19 protein-coding genes are annotated in these 15,977 nt (G+C 59.7%); 12 read left to right on the top strand and 7 right to left on the bottom strand.

All coding sequences use genetic code 11. From position 1 onward, the window contains the following. Nucleotides 1-386: FAD-binding oxidoreductase (locus tag Q8K05_RS10445; RefSeq protein WP_305246554.1), on the bottom strand; the 386-nt coding region annotated here is incomplete at its 3' end. Between the two features lie 54 nt (nucleotides 387-440). Next, nucleotides 441-830 (bottom strand): EF-hand domain-containing protein, encoded by a 390-nt coding sequence (locus Q8K05_RS10440; protein WP_305246553.1) that lies wholly within the window; start codon nucleotides 828-830, stop codon nucleotides 441-443. Between the two features lie 203 nt (nucleotides 831-1,033). On the opposite strand from Q8K05_RS10440, the gene Q8K05_RS10435 reads away from it, so the two are divergent. Continuing rightward, complete coding sequence (locus tag Q8K05_RS10435) at nucleotides 1,034-1,603, top strand: cob(I)yrinic acid a,c-diamide adenosyltransferase (RefSeq protein WP_305246552.1); 570 nt, start codon at nucleotides 1,034-1,036, stop codon at nucleotides 1,601-1,603. A 74-nt stretch (nucleotides 1,604-1,677) separates the two neighbouring features. On the opposite strand, the gene Q8K05_RS10430 is transcribed toward Q8K05_RS10435, so the two are convergent. Then, nucleotides 1,678-2,391, bottom strand: coding sequence for a GntR family transcriptional regulator (locus Q8K05_RS10430; protein ID WP_370868824.1), 714 nt, complete (start codon nucleotides 2,389-2,391; stop codon nucleotides 1,678-1,680). Nucleotides 2,392-2,794: 403 nt separating this feature from the next. Between Q8K05_RS10430 and Q8K05_RS10425 the strand changes: the two genes are divergently transcribed. From Q8K05_RS10425 to Q8K05_RS10395, 7 genes are all read left to right on the top strand, one after another. Next, nucleotides 2,795-4,084, top strand: coding sequence for an ABC transporter substrate-binding protein (locus tag Q8K05_RS10425; protein WP_305246555.1), 1,290 nt, complete (start codon nucleotides 2,795-2,797; stop codon nucleotides 4,082-4,084). Between the two features lie 108 nt (nucleotides 4,085-4,192). Continuing rightward, nucleotides 4,193-5,068, top strand: a complete 876-nt coding sequence (locus Q8K05_RS10420; RefSeq protein ID WP_305246551.1) for a branched-chain amino acid ABC transporter permease — start codon at nucleotides 4,193-4,195, stop codon at nucleotides 5,066-5,068. Nucleotides 5,069-5,119: 51 nt separating this feature from the next. Further along, nucleotides 5,120-7,600 carry an ATP-binding cassette domain-containing protein gene (locus Q8K05_RS10415; RefSeq protein WP_370868825.1) on the top strand — a complete coding sequence of 827 codons (2,481 nt, stop codon included), beginning with the start codon at nucleotides 5,120-5,122 and terminating at the stop codon, nucleotides 7,598-7,600. 24 nt (nucleotides 7,601-7,624) lie between these two features. After that, nucleotides 7,625-8,401: an SDR family oxidoreductase gene (locus Q8K05_RS10410; RefSeq protein ID WP_305246549.1), complete on the top strand. Its 777-nt coding sequence runs from the start codon at nucleotides 7,625-7,627 to the stop codon at nucleotides 8,399-8,401. 47 nt (nucleotides 8,402-8,448) lie between these two features. Then, nucleotides 8,449-9,381: a 3-hydroxyacyl-CoA dehydrogenase gene (locus Q8K05_RS10405; RefSeq protein ID WP_305246548.1), complete on the top strand. Its 933-nt coding sequence runs from the start codon at nucleotides 8,449-8,451 to the stop codon at nucleotides 9,379-9,381. Nucleotides 9,382-9,464: 83 nt separating this feature from the next. Continuing rightward, nucleotides 9,465-10,397, top strand: coding sequence for a 3-keto-5-aminohexanoate cleavage protein (locus Q8K05_RS10400; protein ID WP_305246547.1), 933 nt, complete (start codon nucleotides 9,465-9,467; stop codon nucleotides 10,395-10,397). 283 nt (nucleotides 10,398-10,680) lie between these two features. After that, entirely contained in the window at nucleotides 10,681-10,866 is a 186-nt protein-coding gene (locus Q8K05_RS10395; protein ID WP_305246546.1) for a hypothetical protein, read from the top strand. Between the two features lie 295 nt (nucleotides 10,867-11,161). Here Q8K05_RS10395 and Q8K05_RS10390 read toward each other — a convergent pair whose 3' ends face one another. The 3 genes from Q8K05_RS10390 to Q8K05_RS10380 all read right to left on the bottom strand — a co-directional run bounded on the left by Q8K05_RS10390 (nucleotide 11,162) and on the right by Q8K05_RS10380 (nucleotide 13,341). Beyond that, nucleotides 11,162-12,262 (bottom strand): ImmA/IrrE family metallo-endopeptidase, encoded by a 1,101-nt coding sequence (locus tag Q8K05_RS10390; RefSeq protein WP_305246545.1) that lies wholly within the window; start codon nucleotides 12,260-12,262, stop codon nucleotides 11,162-11,164. Beyond that, nucleotides 12,225-12,842, bottom strand: a complete 618-nt coding sequence (locus tag Q8K05_RS10385; protein ID WP_305246544.1) for a hypothetical protein — start codon at nucleotides 12,840-12,842, stop codon at nucleotides 12,225-12,227. Before Q8K05_RS10385 ends, Q8K05_RS10390 begins: the two co-directional genes overlap by 38 nt. A 112-nt stretch (nucleotides 12,843-12,954) precedes the next feature. Beyond that, the gene (locus Q8K05_RS10380) at nucleotides 12,955-13,341 is read right to left on the bottom strand and encodes a DUF4411 family protein (RefSeq protein ID WP_305246543.1); all 387 of its coding nucleotides are present in this window, start codon (nucleotides 13,339-13,341) and stop codon (nucleotides 12,955-12,957) included. Nucleotides 13,342-13,391: 50 nt separating this feature from the next. On the opposite strand from Q8K05_RS10380, the gene Q8K05_RS10375 reads away from it, so the two are divergent. The 4 genes from Q8K05_RS10375 to tnpA all read left to right on the top strand — a co-directional run bounded on the left by Q8K05_RS10375 (nucleotide 13,392) and on the right by tnpA (nucleotide 15,587). Beyond that, the gene (locus tag Q8K05_RS10375) at nucleotides 13,392-13,598 is read left to right on the top strand and encodes a hypothetical protein (RefSeq protein ID WP_305246542.1); all 207 of its coding nucleotides are present in this window, start codon (nucleotides 13,392-13,394) and stop codon (nucleotides 13,596-13,598) included. A 124-nt stretch (nucleotides 13,599-13,722) separates the two neighbouring features. After that, a complete protein-coding gene (locus Q8K05_RS10370; RefSeq protein WP_305246541.1) occupies nucleotides 13,723-14,496 on the top strand; it encodes a hypothetical protein in 774 nt (257 codons plus the stop codon). Further along, entirely contained in the window at nucleotides 14,493-14,969 is a 477-nt protein-coding gene (locus Q8K05_RS10365; protein WP_305246540.1) for a hypothetical protein, read from the top strand. Before Q8K05_RS10370 ends, Q8K05_RS10365 begins: the two co-directional genes overlap by 4 nt. 186 nt (nucleotides 14,970-15,155) lie before the next feature. After that, complete coding sequence (gene tnpA / locus Q8K05_RS10360) at nucleotides 15,156-15,587, top strand: IS200/IS605 family transposase (protein WP_305246539.1); 432 nt, start codon at nucleotides 15,156-15,158, stop codon at nucleotides 15,585-15,587. A 158-nt stretch (nucleotides 15,588-15,745) separates the two neighbouring features. Here tnpA and Q8K05_RS10355 read toward each other — a convergent pair. After that, nucleotides 15,746-15,977: hotdog fold thioesterase (locus tag Q8K05_RS10355; RefSeq protein WP_305246538.1), on the bottom strand; the 232-nt coding region annotated here is incomplete at its 5' end.

The raw sequence follows: 15,977 nt of genomic DNA, 5'->3' as shown, positions 1-15,977 counted from the left end.
GTCACGCCGGGCTGCACCGTCACCGTCAGGTCTTCTGCGTTGATGGCCAGCACCTGGTTCATGCGGCTCACGTCAATGCTGATGCCGCCCTGCACCGCCAGCAGATGGCCTTCGAGCGAGGTGCCGACCCCAAACGGGATTACCGGCACGTTGTACCGGCTGGCCAGCTTCACGGCGTCGGCCACGTCAGCCGTGCTTTCGGCAAACACCACGGCGGCCGGCGGCGGCGCGGCAAATGAGGATTCGTCGCGGCCGTGCTGCTCGCGCACCACCAGGGCCAGCGAGCAGCGCTCGGCAAAACGCGCCTTCAGCGCCTCCAGCAGGGCGGGGGGCGTGTCGCGCAGGCGGATTTCGGGCAGCAGGTGGTCGGGCAGGGGTGCGTTCATTCAGGGTCTCCAGAGCTAACGCGCAGTTTACGGCCTGCGGCAGCAAAGGAGTGCTCAGGACCCTGCGGCGTGATGGAACTCGTCGGAGGAAAGAAAGCTGTCGCCGTTGCCGTCCAGTTGCTCGAACCGCTGCGCCAGCGCCGGAAAATGCTCGGTTTCCTGGCGGCTTAGCCGGCCGTCCCGGTTGGTGTCGGCCCGTTTGAATGCGGCCTCTACATCCTGGCTTGTGGCCTTGTTCGGCGGGATGGCGACCGACGTAACCGACATCGCTCTCTGTGACGGCGGGCTGTAGGCGGGAGCCGGTGCGGCGGTCGACGTCTGCGTCTGCGCATGCACAGCAGGGGCCGCGCCCATGACCAGTGCGGCCAGCAGCAGCACACTGCAAATTTCAAAGTTGGGAATAGAATGTTTTGAGAAGCGTTTGACGCTCGCGGATACGGACATGCGGATAGCCTTCAGGGTTGAACAGAGGCCCATTGCACCGCAGACCGCCCGCCGCCGCCAGCAGTTTTGCAGGGTGTTTCCTTGCTCACAAGCGGGCGCATTGCAACACATTTCCTTGCCCTGGGTAACTCGGTAACTGGGTAGTGGCCCGCCCGGGGCTTTCAGACAACTCATTTTTCTGCCTTACAACGCAGCGCACCACCATGGCCAACAGACTCTCACAAATCGCTACCCGCACCGGCGACAACGGCACCACCGGCCTGGGCGACAACACCCGCGTGTCCAAGAACAGCCTGCGCGTGCACGCCATGGGCGACGTGGACGAGCTCAATTCACACATCGGTGTCTTGCTGTGCGAGGACATGCCGGCGGACGTGCGCGCGCTGCTGGTGGAAGTACAGCACCAGCTGTTCAACCTGGGCGGCGAGTTGTCCATCCCGGGGTTTGAATTGCTCAAGCCCGAGTCCGTGCTGGCGCTCGACGAGGCGCTGGCCGCGCACAACGAACAGTTGCCGCGCCTGCAGGAATTCATCCTGCCGGCCGGCACGCGCGCTGCAGCGCTTGCCCACGTCTGCCGCACCGTGGCACGGCGCGCCGAGCGCGCCGTGGTGGCGCTGGGCAATGAGGAGGCCCTGAGGGAAACGCCGCGCCAGTACCTGAACCGCCTGAGCGATTTGATGTTCGTGCTGTCGCGCGTGTTCAACCGCATGCACGGCGGTGACGATGTGTACTGGAAGAGCGAGCGCATGGCCAAGATGGCCACGGAGGAGTGAGGCTGGCATGCGTTGAACGGCCACTGAAAAAGCGGCGAACAAGCTCGCCGAGTACCGCTAAAACGCCGGCGTGATCAGGATTCTTTCAGTCCGGTTCCCGAGAGGATGACTTCGGCCGCACTGTTGATATCCATCGCCAGGGCGGCTTTGGCCGCTGCACCATCGCCCGCGCGCAGGGCTTCCAGCAGCGCGCGGTGCGCCTTGACCGAGGGCAGGTCGGAGCGTCGCCGTGAACCGCTGTTGCGCAGGTCCAGGTTGAGCACCGGCCCTATCCGGAGCCACAAACCCTCGATCAGGCTGCTCAGCGCCGGCATTTGCGCCGCCGCGTAGGCGGTGAAGTGGAATTGCTTGTTGATGTGAATGATCTGATTGACGTCGGGTTCGCCCAGCGCAATTTCCCGGCAGAACGCTTGCTCCAGTTCGGCGAGCCTGGCCAGCTGCTCTGCCGTGATCCGCCCGGCCGCCGTTTCAACCGCAAGGCCTTCGACCACCAGCCGGATGACAACGAGTTCCTGAAACCGGGACCGCGTCATGACGGGGACGCGCACGGATTTATTGGGCAGGATTTCAAGCGCATCGTCAGCCGCCAGCTTGTTGATGGCTTCACGTACCGGCATGGCGCTGGTGCCCAGCGCGGCGGCCATGCCAGCCAGCGTCAGGCGTTCGCCAGGCTGAAGCTGCCCTGAAATGATCATCTCCCGGAGATCCTGGTAGACCCTGGCCGACAAGGTTTGATGGACGATGGGTTGCATCTTTTCCATCGAGGTCACGGGGTTTGCGTCTTTCACCAAAGCATTTTATCCATGTGATGCCCAGAAGCAGGGCGACTGGAACGCCGTCAACAAACAGCAATTCGCGTCTGGCTCCGGCTAATTTATAAGTGTTTTCCCTTGCTCGGGAGCCTGATTTTGACCAGGTGCTTGATTCAAAAAATAGGATCACATATATTTGATCACATCTTGCTTCGGTAGTGATGCTTGCCTTGAAAAGTTATTTTTTGAATGGCTGCGCCCTGTGGAAGCGGATTGGGCTCCGTACTGGATGAACGCCAGGATTGAGCTTAAAAGCCTGGGCCGGGATAGAGCGGTGCTCAGATTTGGACCATGTCGCCGTACAACGTGACTACGGTGAAAAACAGGAGACAAGACAATGACGATAAGCATCAAGGATCAAAGCGCCGGTACAAACGCCATGTCGCAAGCCGACTCGCCTGCGGATTCCGCCGTGGCGCCCTCTGTTTCGACCAGTCGTCGCCAACTGGTCACAGGCTCGGCTGCCATCGCGGGAATGGCCGCATTGGGGGGGCTTGGCTTTCCGGCCATCGTCCACAGTCAGTCTGACAAGATCAAGATTGGGCACCTGACTCCCCTTACTGGCTTTCTCGGTCCGCTGGGGGAGTACGCGGTCATGAGCATCAAATTGGCCGTGGAAGAAGTGAACCAGGCAGGGGGTGTCATGGGTCGCCAGCTGGAATTGATTTCTGAAGACTCGGTCAATCCGTCAACCGCCTCATCGAAGGCGCAACGCTTGTTTGAACGAGACGGCGCGGTGGTGCTGATCGGCGAAATTTCTTCGGCGTCCGGTCTGGCGATCGCTCAAGTGGCTGGACGCAACAAGCGCATCTTCGTGAATACGGGCTGCAATTCCGACGAGTTGCGTGGAAAAAGCTGCAACAAGTACATGTTCCACGTTGAAGGTGCGAATACCACCTATGTCAAGGCGTGCGGCAACGCCTTGTTGCGCGACAACATGATCAAGGGCAAGAAGTTGTTCGGGCTGACGGCGGACTACGCCTTTGGCCATGACCTGCTGCGTGTCGCCAAGATTTTCGTGAGTGCCAATGGCGGCAGCTTCATCCAGGACGAACTGGTGGCTACCGATGCCACCGATTTCAGTCCGTATTTGCTGAAGATCCGCCAAGCCAAGCCGGATTTGGTCATCTCCAACCTGGCCGGCAATCAGATCACCAATTTCATCAAGCAGTATGCCGAATTCGGCCTGCCTTATCCGACCGCCGGTTTCGGCTTCGATACGGCTGTCGCCTGGGGTGCCGGTGCCGACAACTTCGCCGGGACCTGGCCCATGATCTGGCATCACGATGTCGACACTCCTGGTTCCAGGGCATTCGTCGCCGCCTTCACCAAGAAATACGGCAAACCCCCGGAAAACCAGGCGTGGGGGGAATACGTCGCGCTCAAAGCAATAGTGCAGGCCATGAGCGCGACCAAGTCGACGGATTCCGCCAAGCTGATCGACTACTTTGAAAAAGGCGCGCAACTCGACATCCTGAAGGCGCGCAAAGGCTATTTCCGCGACTGGGACCACCAACTGATGCAGGAGATGTACACCGTCACCGCCAAGCCGAAAGGCAAGGCCAAGGACAGGTGGGACTTCATCCAGTTGGGGCAGACCGTGCCGGGGCCGAAGGACTCTCTGGAAATCCTGGCGCCGACACGCGAAGAAAACGCGTGCACGATGTAAACGTGGCCGGGACACGGCCGGCGCCTGCCGGTTGGTGACCCGCTGTTGCCCGCGAGCGCACGGCGTCAAAAGCGCCGCTGCGTTTCTTTCTGCAGCCGTGGAGTGGAAATGGAATTGATATTTCTTTTGGAGCAGGTCGTCAATGGCCTGCTGGTCGGCGGCTATTACCTGCTGCTCGCACTGGGCTTGTCGCTGATCTTCAGCCTGGGTGGCATCGTCAATCTGGCCCATGGTGCGTTTTACGCATTGGGGGCCTACCTGGCGGTGGAGTTGACCAAGCATGTCGGCTTTGGCGGCGCCGTCATCATCTCGCCATTGATCGTGGGGATGCTGGGCGTGCTGTTCGAACGGATTCTGTTGCGCCGCTTCTATTCGGCCGACCCGATCCTCAGCCTGCTGCTCACCTTCGGTCTGGCGATGGTTGCCGAGCAACTGATCCGCATGATCTGGGGCGCGTCGCCACTGCAATCATCCATCCCTGCCGCCTTCAAGGGGCAAGTGATCGTGGGCGATTTTCTTTATTCGAAATACCGCCTGCTGATGCTGGGCGTCGTTTTCCTGGTGTTGACCGGCATTTGGTTGCTGCTCAACAAGACCGCGTTCGGCCGCGTGGTGCGGGCTGGCGTGCAGAAACCTGACATGGTCGCGGTGCTGGGAATCCGCCTGCAGCCTTACATGACCGCCATCGTCGTGCTGGGCGTCGGTCTGGCCGCCTTGGCGGGCGTTCTGTTCGCGCCGATCTCTGGCGTTCATCCCGCGATGGGCGCGGAAATCATGACGGCCGCTTTTGTGGTGGTGGTGATCGGCGGACTGGGCAGCTTCTGGGGCGTGGTGATCGCCGCCGTGCTGGTCGGCGTCGTGCGGGGCGTGACGATTCATTTTTATCCCCCCGCAGGTGAAGCCTCGATGTATCTGCTGATGGTTCTGGTCTTGATGTTCCGTCCGCGCGGCCTGCTCGGCGAACGCATCGAGCGATTCGAATAGGAAAGAAAAGTGACCCAAAAATACCGGCCGATATGGATCGCGGCCATCGCGATGATCATCGTTCCCTTGCTGCTGCAGGTGATGGGCCTGACCTTGACGTCATCCACCGACGTCGTCATTTTTGCCATCGCCGCCATGGGCCTGAACCTGCTGGTCGGCTATACCGGCCTGACCTCTTTCGGCCACGGTGCCTGGTTCGGCATTGGCGCCTACGCCGCCGCACTGATACAGAAATACTGGTTTCCCGGTCAGATCGTGCTCCCCTTCGTGATGGCCGTGCTGTTCGTCGCCTTGCTGGCAACGGTCGTCGGTTTTCTGATCCTGCGCCGCCGCGGCGTGTATTTCTCGCTGCTGACACTGGCACTGTCGGCGCTGACCTATGCCATTGCCTTCCGCTGGACGGCCTTCACCGGTGGCGAATCGGGATTGGGCGGGGTGGTGCGGCCCGCCGTGGGCCCACTCAATCTGGACGACCCTGTCCAGTACCTGATCATGGTCAGCCTGATTGGCCTGGCCGTGGTGTACCTGTTGTTGCGCGTGATCCGCTCACCGTTTGGACATACGATGGTGGCGATTCGTGAGAACGAGCAGCGCGCTACGTTTCAGGGTTACGACACGACCCGGTACAAGCTGGCCATGTTTGTACTGTCTGCAGCCGTCACGGGTCTGGCCGGCGCCTTGCTGGCTTTCCATCACCGTTTTGCATCCGCTGAACCAACCTCGGTTGCGTTCTCTGGCGAGTTGCTGGCCATGGTGGTGATGGGCGGCATGCGCAGCTTTCTCGGCCCCGCACTGGGCGCGTTGTTCTACATCCTGTTCCGCGAGTTTTTGTCGATCTGGACCGGGAATTGGCTGCTCTGGTTTGGACTGGCCTTTGTCGGTTTCATCGTGTTTTCCCCCACCGGGCTGGTCGGCATCTGGACCCAGTTGAAGCAACGCTGGAAGCCTGCGCTGGAAGTCGGTGCGGCCATGAGCCTGCGCAAAATCTATGAAGGCTTGCCGCTGCCCGGCTTTTTGCGCCCCCAGGCCCAGCAAGGCGTCGTGCTGGAGATAGAGGCCATCGACAAGCACTTCGGCGGTATTCAAGCCGTCAAAAATGCACACCTCAGCTTGCATGCAGGCGAAATCCACGCCTTGATCGGTCCGAACGGCGCGGGCAAAACCACCACGTTCAATCTGATTTCGGGCCTGTTTGCGCCAGACCGCGGCACGGTCAAGCTCAATGGCAGGCAGATTCAGGGCCTGTCGCCACACCGCATCTGCCAGCAGGGGCTGGCCCGCTCGTTTCAGATCACGAATCTGTTCCGTGGGCTGCCGATCTATGAAAACCTGCGGCTGTCGCTGCAGGCCCGTCATGCGGCGCGGTTCAATATGTGGCGCGACATCGACAGCTACCCGGAAATTCACGCCGAAACCGCCGAGCTGATGAAGTTTCTTGGGCTCGAAGGCATGGAGAACATCGAGGGTGGCGAATTGTCGTATGGCGGACAGCGGCTGGTTGATCTGGGCATTGCCCTGGGCTCCAAGCCGCACGTGCTGCTGATGGACGAGCCCCTGGCCGGCTTGGCTGCCGCCGAACGTGAGCGCGTTTCACACCTGGTCAAAACCATCGCCAGCAATATTCCGGTGCTGATCGTGGAGCACGACATTGACCGCGTCCTCGGTTTCTCGCAGCAAGTCACGGTGATGAACCAGGGCAGCGTGCTGATGGCAGGCACGCCTGAGGAGGCGCGGGCCGACCAGCGGGTCCAGGAAATTTACACCGGCACCGGCACGCCACCGGTCACCGGCCGCCTGGCGGGCGATGCGACAAGCCGTCCGCAGCTGCTGCGCTTTGAAGGTGTCAATGCCTTTTATGGCAAGAGCCACATCCTCAATGACGCCTCACTGGAGGTGCGCGAAGGCGAGATCGTCGCGCTGCTGGGTCGCAATGGCGCCGGCAAATCCACCTTGCTCAAGACCCTGACCGGCTTGCTTAAACCTGCATCCGGCCAGATCGAATACGCCGGCCGCAACATCGCCGGGCTGCCCGCACCGGACATCGCGCGTATGGGGCTAGGCTATGTGCCGCAGGGCCGTGGCCTGTTCTCCGGCATGACCGTGGCCGAGAACTTGTCGTTGGGGCGGCTGGCACGCGCCACAGACGGTAGCAACGGCACCGTGTGGAGCGAAGAAAAAATCCTGCAGTACTTCCCGCGCCTGAAAGAGCGCATGAACACCCCCGCCGACTACCTGTCCGGCGGCGAGCAGCAGATGGTTGCGGTCGCTCGTGCCCTCTCGGGCAATGTCCGGCTGCTGCTTCTCGATGAACCGTTCGAGGGTCTGGCGCCGGCGGTGGTGCAGGAACTGTTCACGGTGTTCGACCAGCTGCGCCGGGAAGTCTCCATCATCATCGTCGAGCACAACCTGGATTTGGTGCTGGCGCTGGCCGACCGGGTGTTTGCACTGGAGCGGGGTTCGGTCTTTCATACCGGCCCCGCAGAACCCCTGCTCACCGATCTGACCTATCGCAAACAGATTTTGTGGCTGTAAGTATTTTTGACCAAGGATGACTCTATGGATATCGGATTGAATGGCAAGCGCGTCGTCGTGACTGCAGGCGCGCAGGGCATCGGTTTGGCGATCACCGAGGCCTTTGTGGCGGCGGGTGCCGAGGTGCATATCTGCGATATTAACGACGACTTTCTCGCGGCTGCAAAAAGCAAGTTTCCCGGCGTGAGCCAGAGCCGCACCGATGTGTCGAATGAGGCCCAGGTCGACGCCATGTTCGCTGAGCTGAGCGCCCGCTGGGGCGGGCTGGACGTGCTGGTCAACAATGCCGGCATCGCCGGGCCCACCGCCCGGGTGGAAGACACCGATTTGACGGAATGGAGTCAAACCATCGCGGTCAATCTGACCGGCCCGTTTTTGTGCACCCGGCGCGCAGTGCCTTTGCTCAAGGCGGCCGGTGGCGGCTCCATCGTCAATTTGTCCTCTGTGGCGGGACGGCTGGGCTTCCCCTTGCGCACACCCTACTCGGCGTCCAAGTTTGGGGTCGTTGGACTGACTGAAACCTGGGCCATGGAACTGGGCCCCTCGCATATCCGCGTCAATGCCATCCTGCCGGGCATTGTGGCCGGCGACCGGCAGGAACGCGTCATCGCCGCCAAGGCCGCGTCCTATGGTATCGATCACGAGGACATGCGCCAGCGCCTGCTGTCCAAGGTGTCGCTGCGCAGCATGGTGACGGCGCAGGACATCGCTCACCAGATCATCTTTATCTGCTCACCGGCCGGTGCCGCGATCAGTGGCCAAAGCCTGTCGGTCTGCGGCAACGTCGAGCACCTCGGTTAACGGGCGCATCCAGACTACCGAATGCGCACAACAAGGAACGAACGACCATGAACGAACGTATTGCCATCGTCGGCGCGGGCCTGATCGGCCGCGCCTGGGCGATTGTGTTTGCCCGCGCGGGCTGCTCCGTCGCGATGTATGACGCCGACCCTGAAGCCTTGGCGCAGTGCCGCAAGCTGCTACACGAAAACATCAGCGATCTGGCGCAGCATGGCTTGATTGACGAGACGCCCGACGCCGTGCTGGCGCGCATCACGCCCGTGGCCACGCTGGCCGCCGCCCTGGAGGGGGCCGCACTGGTGCAGGAAAACGTGCGCGAAACCCTTGAAGTGAAACGCGCCATTTTTGCCGAGATGGACAAGCTGGCAGCACCGGACACCATTCTGGCCAGTTCGACCTCGTGGCTTAAAGCCTCCGAGTTTTCCGCCGATCTGCCGGGCCGCAATCGCATCATGGTGGCGCATCCGGTGAATCCGCCCTACCTGGTGCCCTTGGTGGAGCTGGCCCCGGCACCATGGACCTCCCCCGCCGTGGTCGAACGCGCGCGCGACCTCTATGCGCGCGCCGGTCAGTCGCCCGTGCTGCTGAAAAAAGAGATCACCGGCTTTCTCCTGAACCGTATCCAGGGGGCGGTACTGAATGAGGCGCTCAATCTGTACGCCAACGGCTACGCCTCGGTGGAGGATCTGGACAAGGTGCTCAAGGATGGCCTCGGCCTGCGCTGGTCGTTCATGGGACCGTTTGAAACCATCGACCTGAATGCGCCCGACGGGGTGGTCGATTACGCCCAGCGCTACGGCCCGACCTACCGCGAAGTCGCCCGCGGGCAATTACCCAACGACTGGGACAGCAGCGTGCTGGCCAGCATCGAAGCCGAGCGCCGCACGGTGCTGCCGGCCGATCAGCTGGGCGAGCGCGCCCGCTGGCGCGACAACCGGCTGATGGCGCTGGTCGCGCATCAACGCAAACAGTCTGGCTGAGCACCACACTGGATCTCCCGCGCGACCCCTAACCGGCAGCGCTGTTTTTTTACAACTTCTTCCAACCTACCCTGGAGAACCCCATGAGCAAGTCCAAAAAAGTCATCATCACCTGCGCCGTCACGGGTGCCATTCATACGCCGTCCATGTCACCTTACCTGCCCATCACGGGGCAGGAGATTGCCGACGCCGCCATCGGCGCGGCCCAGGCGGGCGCCTCCATCGTGCACCTGCACGCACGCAAGGTAGCGGATGGCTCCCCGTCGCAGGACCCGGAACTGTTCAAGGCGTTCCTGCCGCAAATCAAGGCCGCGTCCGACGTCGTGATCAACATCACCACGGGCGGCGCGCCCACCATGCTGGTCGCCGAGCGCCTGGTGCCCGTGCATACCTTCAAGCCCGAAGTCGCATCGCTGAACATGGGATCGATGAATTTTGGCCTGTACGGCATGCTGGATCGTTTCAAGGAGTTCAAGTACGACTGGGAGCGCCCCTACCTGGCCAACAGCGACGACCGTGTTTTCAAAAACACCTTCAAGGACATCGCCCACATCCTCGAAAGCTGTGCCAACAACGGCACCCGCTTTGAAATCGAGTGCTACGACATCGGGCATCTCTATACCGCCGCCCACTTCATCGAGCGCGGGCTGATCAAGCCGCCCTTCCTGATCCAGTCGGTGTTTGGCCTGCTGGGGGGCATTGGGCCGCATCCGGAAGATGTGGCGCACATGAAGCGCACCGCAGACCGGCTGTTCGGCGATGACTACATCTGGTCGGTACTGGGCGCGGGCCGCAACCAGATGCCGATTGCGGCCCAGTCACTGGCAATGGGCGGCAATGTGCGCGTGGGACTGGAAGATTCGCTGTGGGACGGCCCGGGCCAGCTGGCGAAAAGCAATGCCGCCCAGGTCAAGCGTGCGCGGGACCTGATCGAAGCCCTGAGCCTGGAGGTTGCCACGCCCGATGAAGCCCGTCAGATCCTGAATCTGAAGGGCAGGAACAACGTCAACTTCTAGCCAGGCACCGGCCTGGTCCTGACGCGGGCAGTGCCCGGCACGAAAGCGAGCGCATGGCCCGGGGCTGCTGCCGAACAAGTTCAGCGGCTTCAGGCGGCACGTTTCGGTGTGCCGGCAGCTATAAAAGTCATAGCTGACTGTGCCCGTAGATAAAGGGCTAGAGCCATATTTCGTCATTAAATAAGCCGCCCCTGCAGCGAAGCGTCCGCCAGCGGGCGCAAGCGCGCGTAGTCCAGCAGTTCGGCCAGACGCGCGCCCTTCGCCTGCCATTCAAGCACCATGTTTGCTGACCTCCACTGAGTGGCTCTCGCGCATCACCAGGCGCGGCACTTCGAACAGGTGCCGCAAGTGCACCTCGGTCTTCCTTAAGTTACCAGCCCCCCAGCGCAAGATCATCCGCGAAGTGATTCTGGCTTTTGCCAAGGTGCACGCCGACCTTGATACGCCGGAGGCGCGGGGCAAGGACTGACTGACGACCAGTCTGGGTGTTGGTTGACGCTGCTCAATGGCTGAAAACGGCCAGAAGCGGACATGAGAAGTCCAGTGGGTCTCGGAAACCACTCGCAGAGTTACCCACAGACTACTTGGCCAGAGGGTGATGACAAATGCTATGCCCAGTCGGGTTGAACTAGGTCAGTTTAGGAGGAGGCGCCTGACCTTGAGAAGAGTCGCTATGAACAAGACCAACAAGCTCTCGCCAGAAGTACATGAACGCGCCGTGTGGATCGATTCAAATCAGTTAATGTTTCAGGGACGGCTTTTTTTTACACAGATTGCAGTAGCGGCTTTTTCCTTAATCGATACATCTGATTTAGCTCCTCAAAATGCAGATGCAACGCCTGCGCCATCTCTTCGTGTGAGTAATGCATGTCTTCCTGAATGTTACGCAGAAGAGCATCAAAGATGCTGGTTTCTTCATTTGCAAAATCCAGCGAGGCAGGCTCTCGTGTGCGGTATCCTTTGGTAGACATGATGCGCCACATGTATTGGGATTTGCCGTCATCAATCACACCAAGGAACTTGGCCCGGTAAATGAGCGAGCCCATGGACGCCTTCCAATAGGGTTTCAAAGCGGCCGCGCGCTCAATGGTGAGGCGTTGCAAGTCTGGCGCAATATCGGCAGCGGGCATCAAAAATGCCGAGGCGAATTGATTGGCTTCGACTTCCATATTGGGGGTGGGGAAGCGGTGAAGCACGAGGTGGCCGAGTTCATGTGCCAGCGTGAAGCGCTGGCGGTCAGCTGGCAGGCTGTTACTCAGGAAGATGATGGGCGGTAGACTCGCAATCTGATAACTGACGCCATCAATGCGGGCTCCGTTCATGTCGCATTTGACGATGATAATGCCCGCACGCTCGAGATACTCCATGAGGTTCTTTACGGGGCCACGCGGCATGAGCCATGCGCGGCGCACGTTTTGGGCTATTTCCTCAATGTTTCCTCCGAAGTCGTCCACGTCATAGGCTGGCCGAGGGAGTTCTGTCTCCATTTCCACCATCGACAAAAGTGTGCGGAGGTGGGCGATGCGCACATTCAGTTCGGCAATGATTTTGTCGATTGCCTTTTGACCAACGGATGCGCTTTTGCGGAACATGCCGTCGTGCATGCTCAGCGGCGAGCCATATTCGCGTTCTGTCTGGAAGAAAAAACTTGCTGGGCATTGCAGTGCCCGCGCAAGTGTTTCAGTGTGGGGCGCCGTCACTTCTTTGAGACCCTGCTCCATCTTGGACAGAGTGCCTTGGGAAATGCCAGCCGTTTTGGCCAGTTCGGTTTGACTCAGGCCCAGCATGCGGCGGCGTAGGCTGAGCAAGTCATGCCGGAAGTTGTTGTTATGAGGCCTTTCCTGAGGTGCTGCGGTTGCGGTCATCGGCTCTGTCCTTCGTCTTCTTGATAAGTCTCTCTGCCGGGGAGCCCTGTGGTGCAGGCTGCGGCGGCATTTCAATGATGTTTTGTTCAGGCTCGGCCCGTGCAAGGAGGTCGATTGTCCAGGCAATTCGCCCCTTGTCTTTGCAAACCAGCATGATGCGTTCGACGTCGAGCTCGTCACGTGTCGGGACGTAAACCAGTTCCAGTCGGGTCAACCCTTCTAGGGCTCCGATAGGCTGAGACTTGTCGAGAAACGCCTTGGCCGACTTTGTCTGCACGTTGCTGGTGCGCAGGCTGCGCTTGCCTTTCTTGAAACGAAGGTAGAGGGCGCTTTCTACATAGAGGCCCACGTATGGGCGCTTGGTCTCTATGTAGGCCCGACCGCCTGCGTTGTAAAACCGATGCGTGGCTACTTCCAAGAAATAGTTGCACATGGCATTGCCCATGACGGTCTTCCAGTGCAAGTGGCGCGCATGGTCACTGGCCCGCCAGCGATCCCACGATTCACGCACGCATGCACGAATCTCTTCAACGTGCGGCTCAATGATCAGTTCGACTTCTTCTTTGCTGTGTTCAATCATGTAGGTCCTGCATGTGCCCTGGATGCCAAAGCTATGGCGTAGTGCGCGGGTGAGATGTTGGTGCCAAAATCATAGCAGAAACAACAAAACTGAGTGCAAATTATTCCTTAAATTATTTCAGTGAAATTGGCATCGAGCTAGGGGAGGTCCTAGTCAAGAAGATTTCAAGTGCGCGTTGTCCGCTTTGGGTCGATTCCAGCCCCCCCAACACAAACCGCGCCTCCAACGCATTCAACAACTCAAACGTATCAATAAACGGCACCCCAAAGTGCTGGCAAACGTTGGGGATCAGGAATTTACGGCGGGCCGCCAGGTTCAGTTGCTCGTGGGTCACCACCGTGGCGTTGATCGTCATGGCTTTGGCGATCAGCCACGGGTCTGCGCCGTTCAGAAATTCTTCAATTGCGCCAGCTTTCATTTGCGGGGCAGTGTTGGCCACATGCTGGGCCACTTGGGCAAAAGCCGTCTGAGTGGCTTGGTCGGATTCGTTCAGGAGCAAGGCTGCTTGGTCTTTGGCTCACTCTGAGGTGGCTCAAGATTGAGCCCGAGGTGCTGCGCTTTGGCGAGGCGGTGCGGCAATCAGTCCAACAGCACCGCAAGCGCTGGAACGAAGGCATCGGCTACCAGGAGCGGGAAACTTTTGACGCTTTTCTCAAGCTACCAGCGCCCCAGCGCAAGCTGATCCGCGAAGTGATTCTGACCTTCGCCAAAGTGCACACCGACGCCAAGGTGCAGCCTGGCAAGCCGCAGGTCTGAGTCGTGTAGCTGCTTCAAAATACATAGCTACTTACGCAGATGCAGCAAGACCAACTGGCACTTTTCTTTAAAAATACAAACTCCGTTACACAGGCACGCCATGGCGTCTAAAATGACCTGATCTATGGAAGCCCAGCGCATCACCGTCGCATTGATTGACCACTCGGCCGGTTTTGAAGCCAGTCCCGAGCGGGTGCGTTTGGGTGACTTGACCGATTTTTCGGCCGATGTCGCTACTTTTTTGCGCGGCGACGGCAAGGATGTCGATACCAAAACGCTAGAGATCGCCATTCGCAAAGGTTCGTTGGCCATAGAAACAATGCCGCTGTTGGCGGCTCCCCGCTTGTTCAGTGATTTGCGTGCCTTGCTGGCCAGCGAGTTGCTGGACAGCGTGGATGCCAAGCGTCGCGAAGTGATGGAGCGTTGGCAGCGGGCTGCTCGTCAGACGCGTCAACTGGCGTACCGCATCACGGCCCCTTTCCTGGATCGTCCCATTTTGATCAATTCTGAGTCGGACTACCATGCCGATGATGCCGATCAATGGGTGCAGGTGGAGCGTTATATCCGTGGCGAAATTCAGGATCTCGGGGGTGTAACCAAGGCGAATGCCCGTGTAAAGCTGCCTGACGGACGCACCTTGAATGTGACTGCCGAGCGCGATGTCTTGCGAGATGACACCGTGAACCGCCTTTACAAAGTTGCCATGCTGCGTATCAAGGCCGAGTACAACGTGTTGACGCGCGATTTGCGCAACGCCCGGTTGGTTGAGTTCGTGGAATACGCTCCCAGAGTGGATGAGGATGAGCTGGCGCGTCTGACCCGTCGGGGTGCGAATGCCTGGAAGGATGTGCCCGACGCAACGGCCTGGGTCGATGAACTGCGCGGAGGCACCCATTGAACAGTGTGCTGCTGGATACCAGTTTCTTGATCAGCTTGAGCGATCCGACACGTGCCAACCATGCGGCAGCCGTCCAGTACTACCGGGAGTGTGTGCAGCGGCAGGTGCCGATGTATCTGTCCACGATTGTGATTTCGGAGTTTCAGGTCAAGCAGGCCATCAACGACTTGCCGTTGCGCAACTTCGTGGTGTTGCCATTCAATGTGGACCACGCCATGCTTTGTGGCGTGATCCTTCGAAAGATGGCGCGTGACCCCCAGGATGACCGGGTGCGTGTCAAGGATGACTTCAAGCTTTTGGCGCAGTGTGAGTGCGAGTTGATCAGCCATTTGATCAGTGAAGATGCCAGCACCCTTGCCAAGTATCTTGATCGCGCCTGCGAAACGGGTTTGGCTACGACCAGGACAGTGTTGCTGCGGGACGGCTTCGATGCCGCGTGGTTCGAGAACGGCCAGGCCCGCCTGCCGCTATGAATGGGGGCAAACCATGGCTTGCCGAGATTCACCCTGGCGTCGCCTTGAGTGCTACAAAATAAATAAAGTAGGTAATCCCCCGGCTTTGCCGGGGAGACAGTAGGGGTTTGACCTATACGTAGGTATGGAAGCCCATCGCAGAAACTTCCAATCGTGAGCCGCCAAGCAAACGAAAGGAAGAACTGGATGGACAACATGGAAAGCCTAAACCACACGAAATGGGATTGCAAGTACCACATCGTGTTCATACCGAAGGGACGCAGAAAAGTGCTGTATTGGCAGTTACGCAAGGAGCTCGGAGCGGTATTTCGAGAGCTGGCGCGGCATAAGGAAAGCAGGATCGAGGAGGGGCATTTGATGGTCGATCATGTCCACATGATGATAGCGATACCGCCGAAATATGCAGTGTCGAATGTGGTCGGTTACATCAAAGGGAAAAGTGCCATTCACCTGGCCAGGGTGTACAGCGAGCGCAAGAGGAATTTTGCAGGGCAAAGTTTCTGGGCGCGAGGGTATTTTGTCTCGACTGTCGGTCGGGACGAGGAGGTCATTCGCAACTACATCCGGCACCAGGAGAAGGAAGACGAGAGACTGGAACAGCTTGGACTGTGGAGATAAGTTGCCACCCGTAGCGGTGGCGCCAAGAGTTGGGGCCGCGTGAGCGACCCCGTTTAGCCGCTTTGAGCGGCTCACAATTTGAAAGCCCCCGGCTTTGCCGGGGGATGGTTACTAGCTACTAACGCCCGTAAAGTATGGGCTATAGCCCGATTTGACCACTATTTTTGCGCCAGCACCGCCATCGTGATGCGCGACACGCAGGTCAGCTCACCCGCTTCGTTGGTCAGTTCGATCTGCCAGACCTGGGTGCTGCGGCCTATGTGCACGGGGCGCGTGATGCCGGAGACCCAGCCGCTGGTGACGCCCTTGAGGTGGTTGGCGTTGATGTCGAGCCCGACAGCGCGGTGGCCTGCGGGGGCCGCATAGGCCGCGCCGCAAGACCCCAGCGTT

This window comes from Polaromonas sp. (genome assembly GCF_030682935.1).
Lineage (GTDB): Bacteria > Pseudomonadota > Gammaproteobacteria > Burkholderiales > Burkholderiaceae_C > Polaromonas.
Note: the sequence above shows the minus strand (reverse complement) of the source record. Positions and strands in the feature narration are given on the sequence as shown.

Coding starts and splice junctions, on each gene's coding strand:
- Q8K05_RS10425 (WP_305246555.1), top strand. CDS start 2,795: ATGTCGCAAGCCGACTCGCCTGCGGATTCCGCCGTGGCGCCCTCTGTT.
- tnpA (WP_305246539.1), top strand. CDS start 15,156: ATGGACAACATGGAAAGCCTAAACCACACGAAATGGGATTGCAAGTAC.
- Q8K05_RS10400 (WP_305246547.1), top strand. CDS start 9,465: ATGAGCAAGTCCAAAAAAGTCATCATCACCTGCGCCGTCACGGGTGCC.
- Q8K05_RS10390 (WP_305246545.1), bottom strand. CDS start 12,262: ATGACCGCAACCGCAGCACCTCAGGAAAGGCCTCATAACAACAACTTC.
- Q8K05_RS10405 (WP_305246548.1), top strand. CDS start 8,449: ATGAACGAACGTATTGCCATCGTCGGCGCGGGCCTGATCGGCCGCGCC.
- Q8K05_RS10435 (WP_305246552.1), top strand. CDS start 1,034: ATGGCCAACAGACTCTCACAAATCGCTACCCGCACCGGCGACAACGGC.
- Q8K05_RS10420 (WP_305246551.1), top strand. CDS start 4,193: ATGGAATTGATATTTCTTTTGGAGCAGGTCGTCAATGGCCTGCTGGTC.
- Q8K05_RS10415 (WP_370868825.1), top strand. CDS start 5,120: ATGATCATCGTTCCCTTGCTGCTGCAGGTGATGGGCCTGACCTTGACG.
- Q8K05_RS10385 (WP_305246544.1), bottom strand. CDS start 12,842: ATGATTGAACACAGCAAAGAAGAAGTCGAACTGATCATTGAGCCGCAC.
- Q8K05_RS10410 (WP_305246549.1), top strand. CDS start 7,625: ATGGATATCGGATTGAATGGCAAGCGCGTCGTCGTGACTGCAGGCGCG.
- Q8K05_RS10440 (WP_305246553.1), bottom strand. CDS start 830: ATGTCCGTATCCGCGAGCGTCAAACGCTTCTCAAAACATTCTATTCCC.
- Q8K05_RS10370 (WP_305246541.1), top strand. CDS start 13,723: ATGGAAGCCCAGCGCATCACCGTCGCATTGATTGACCACTCGGCCGGT.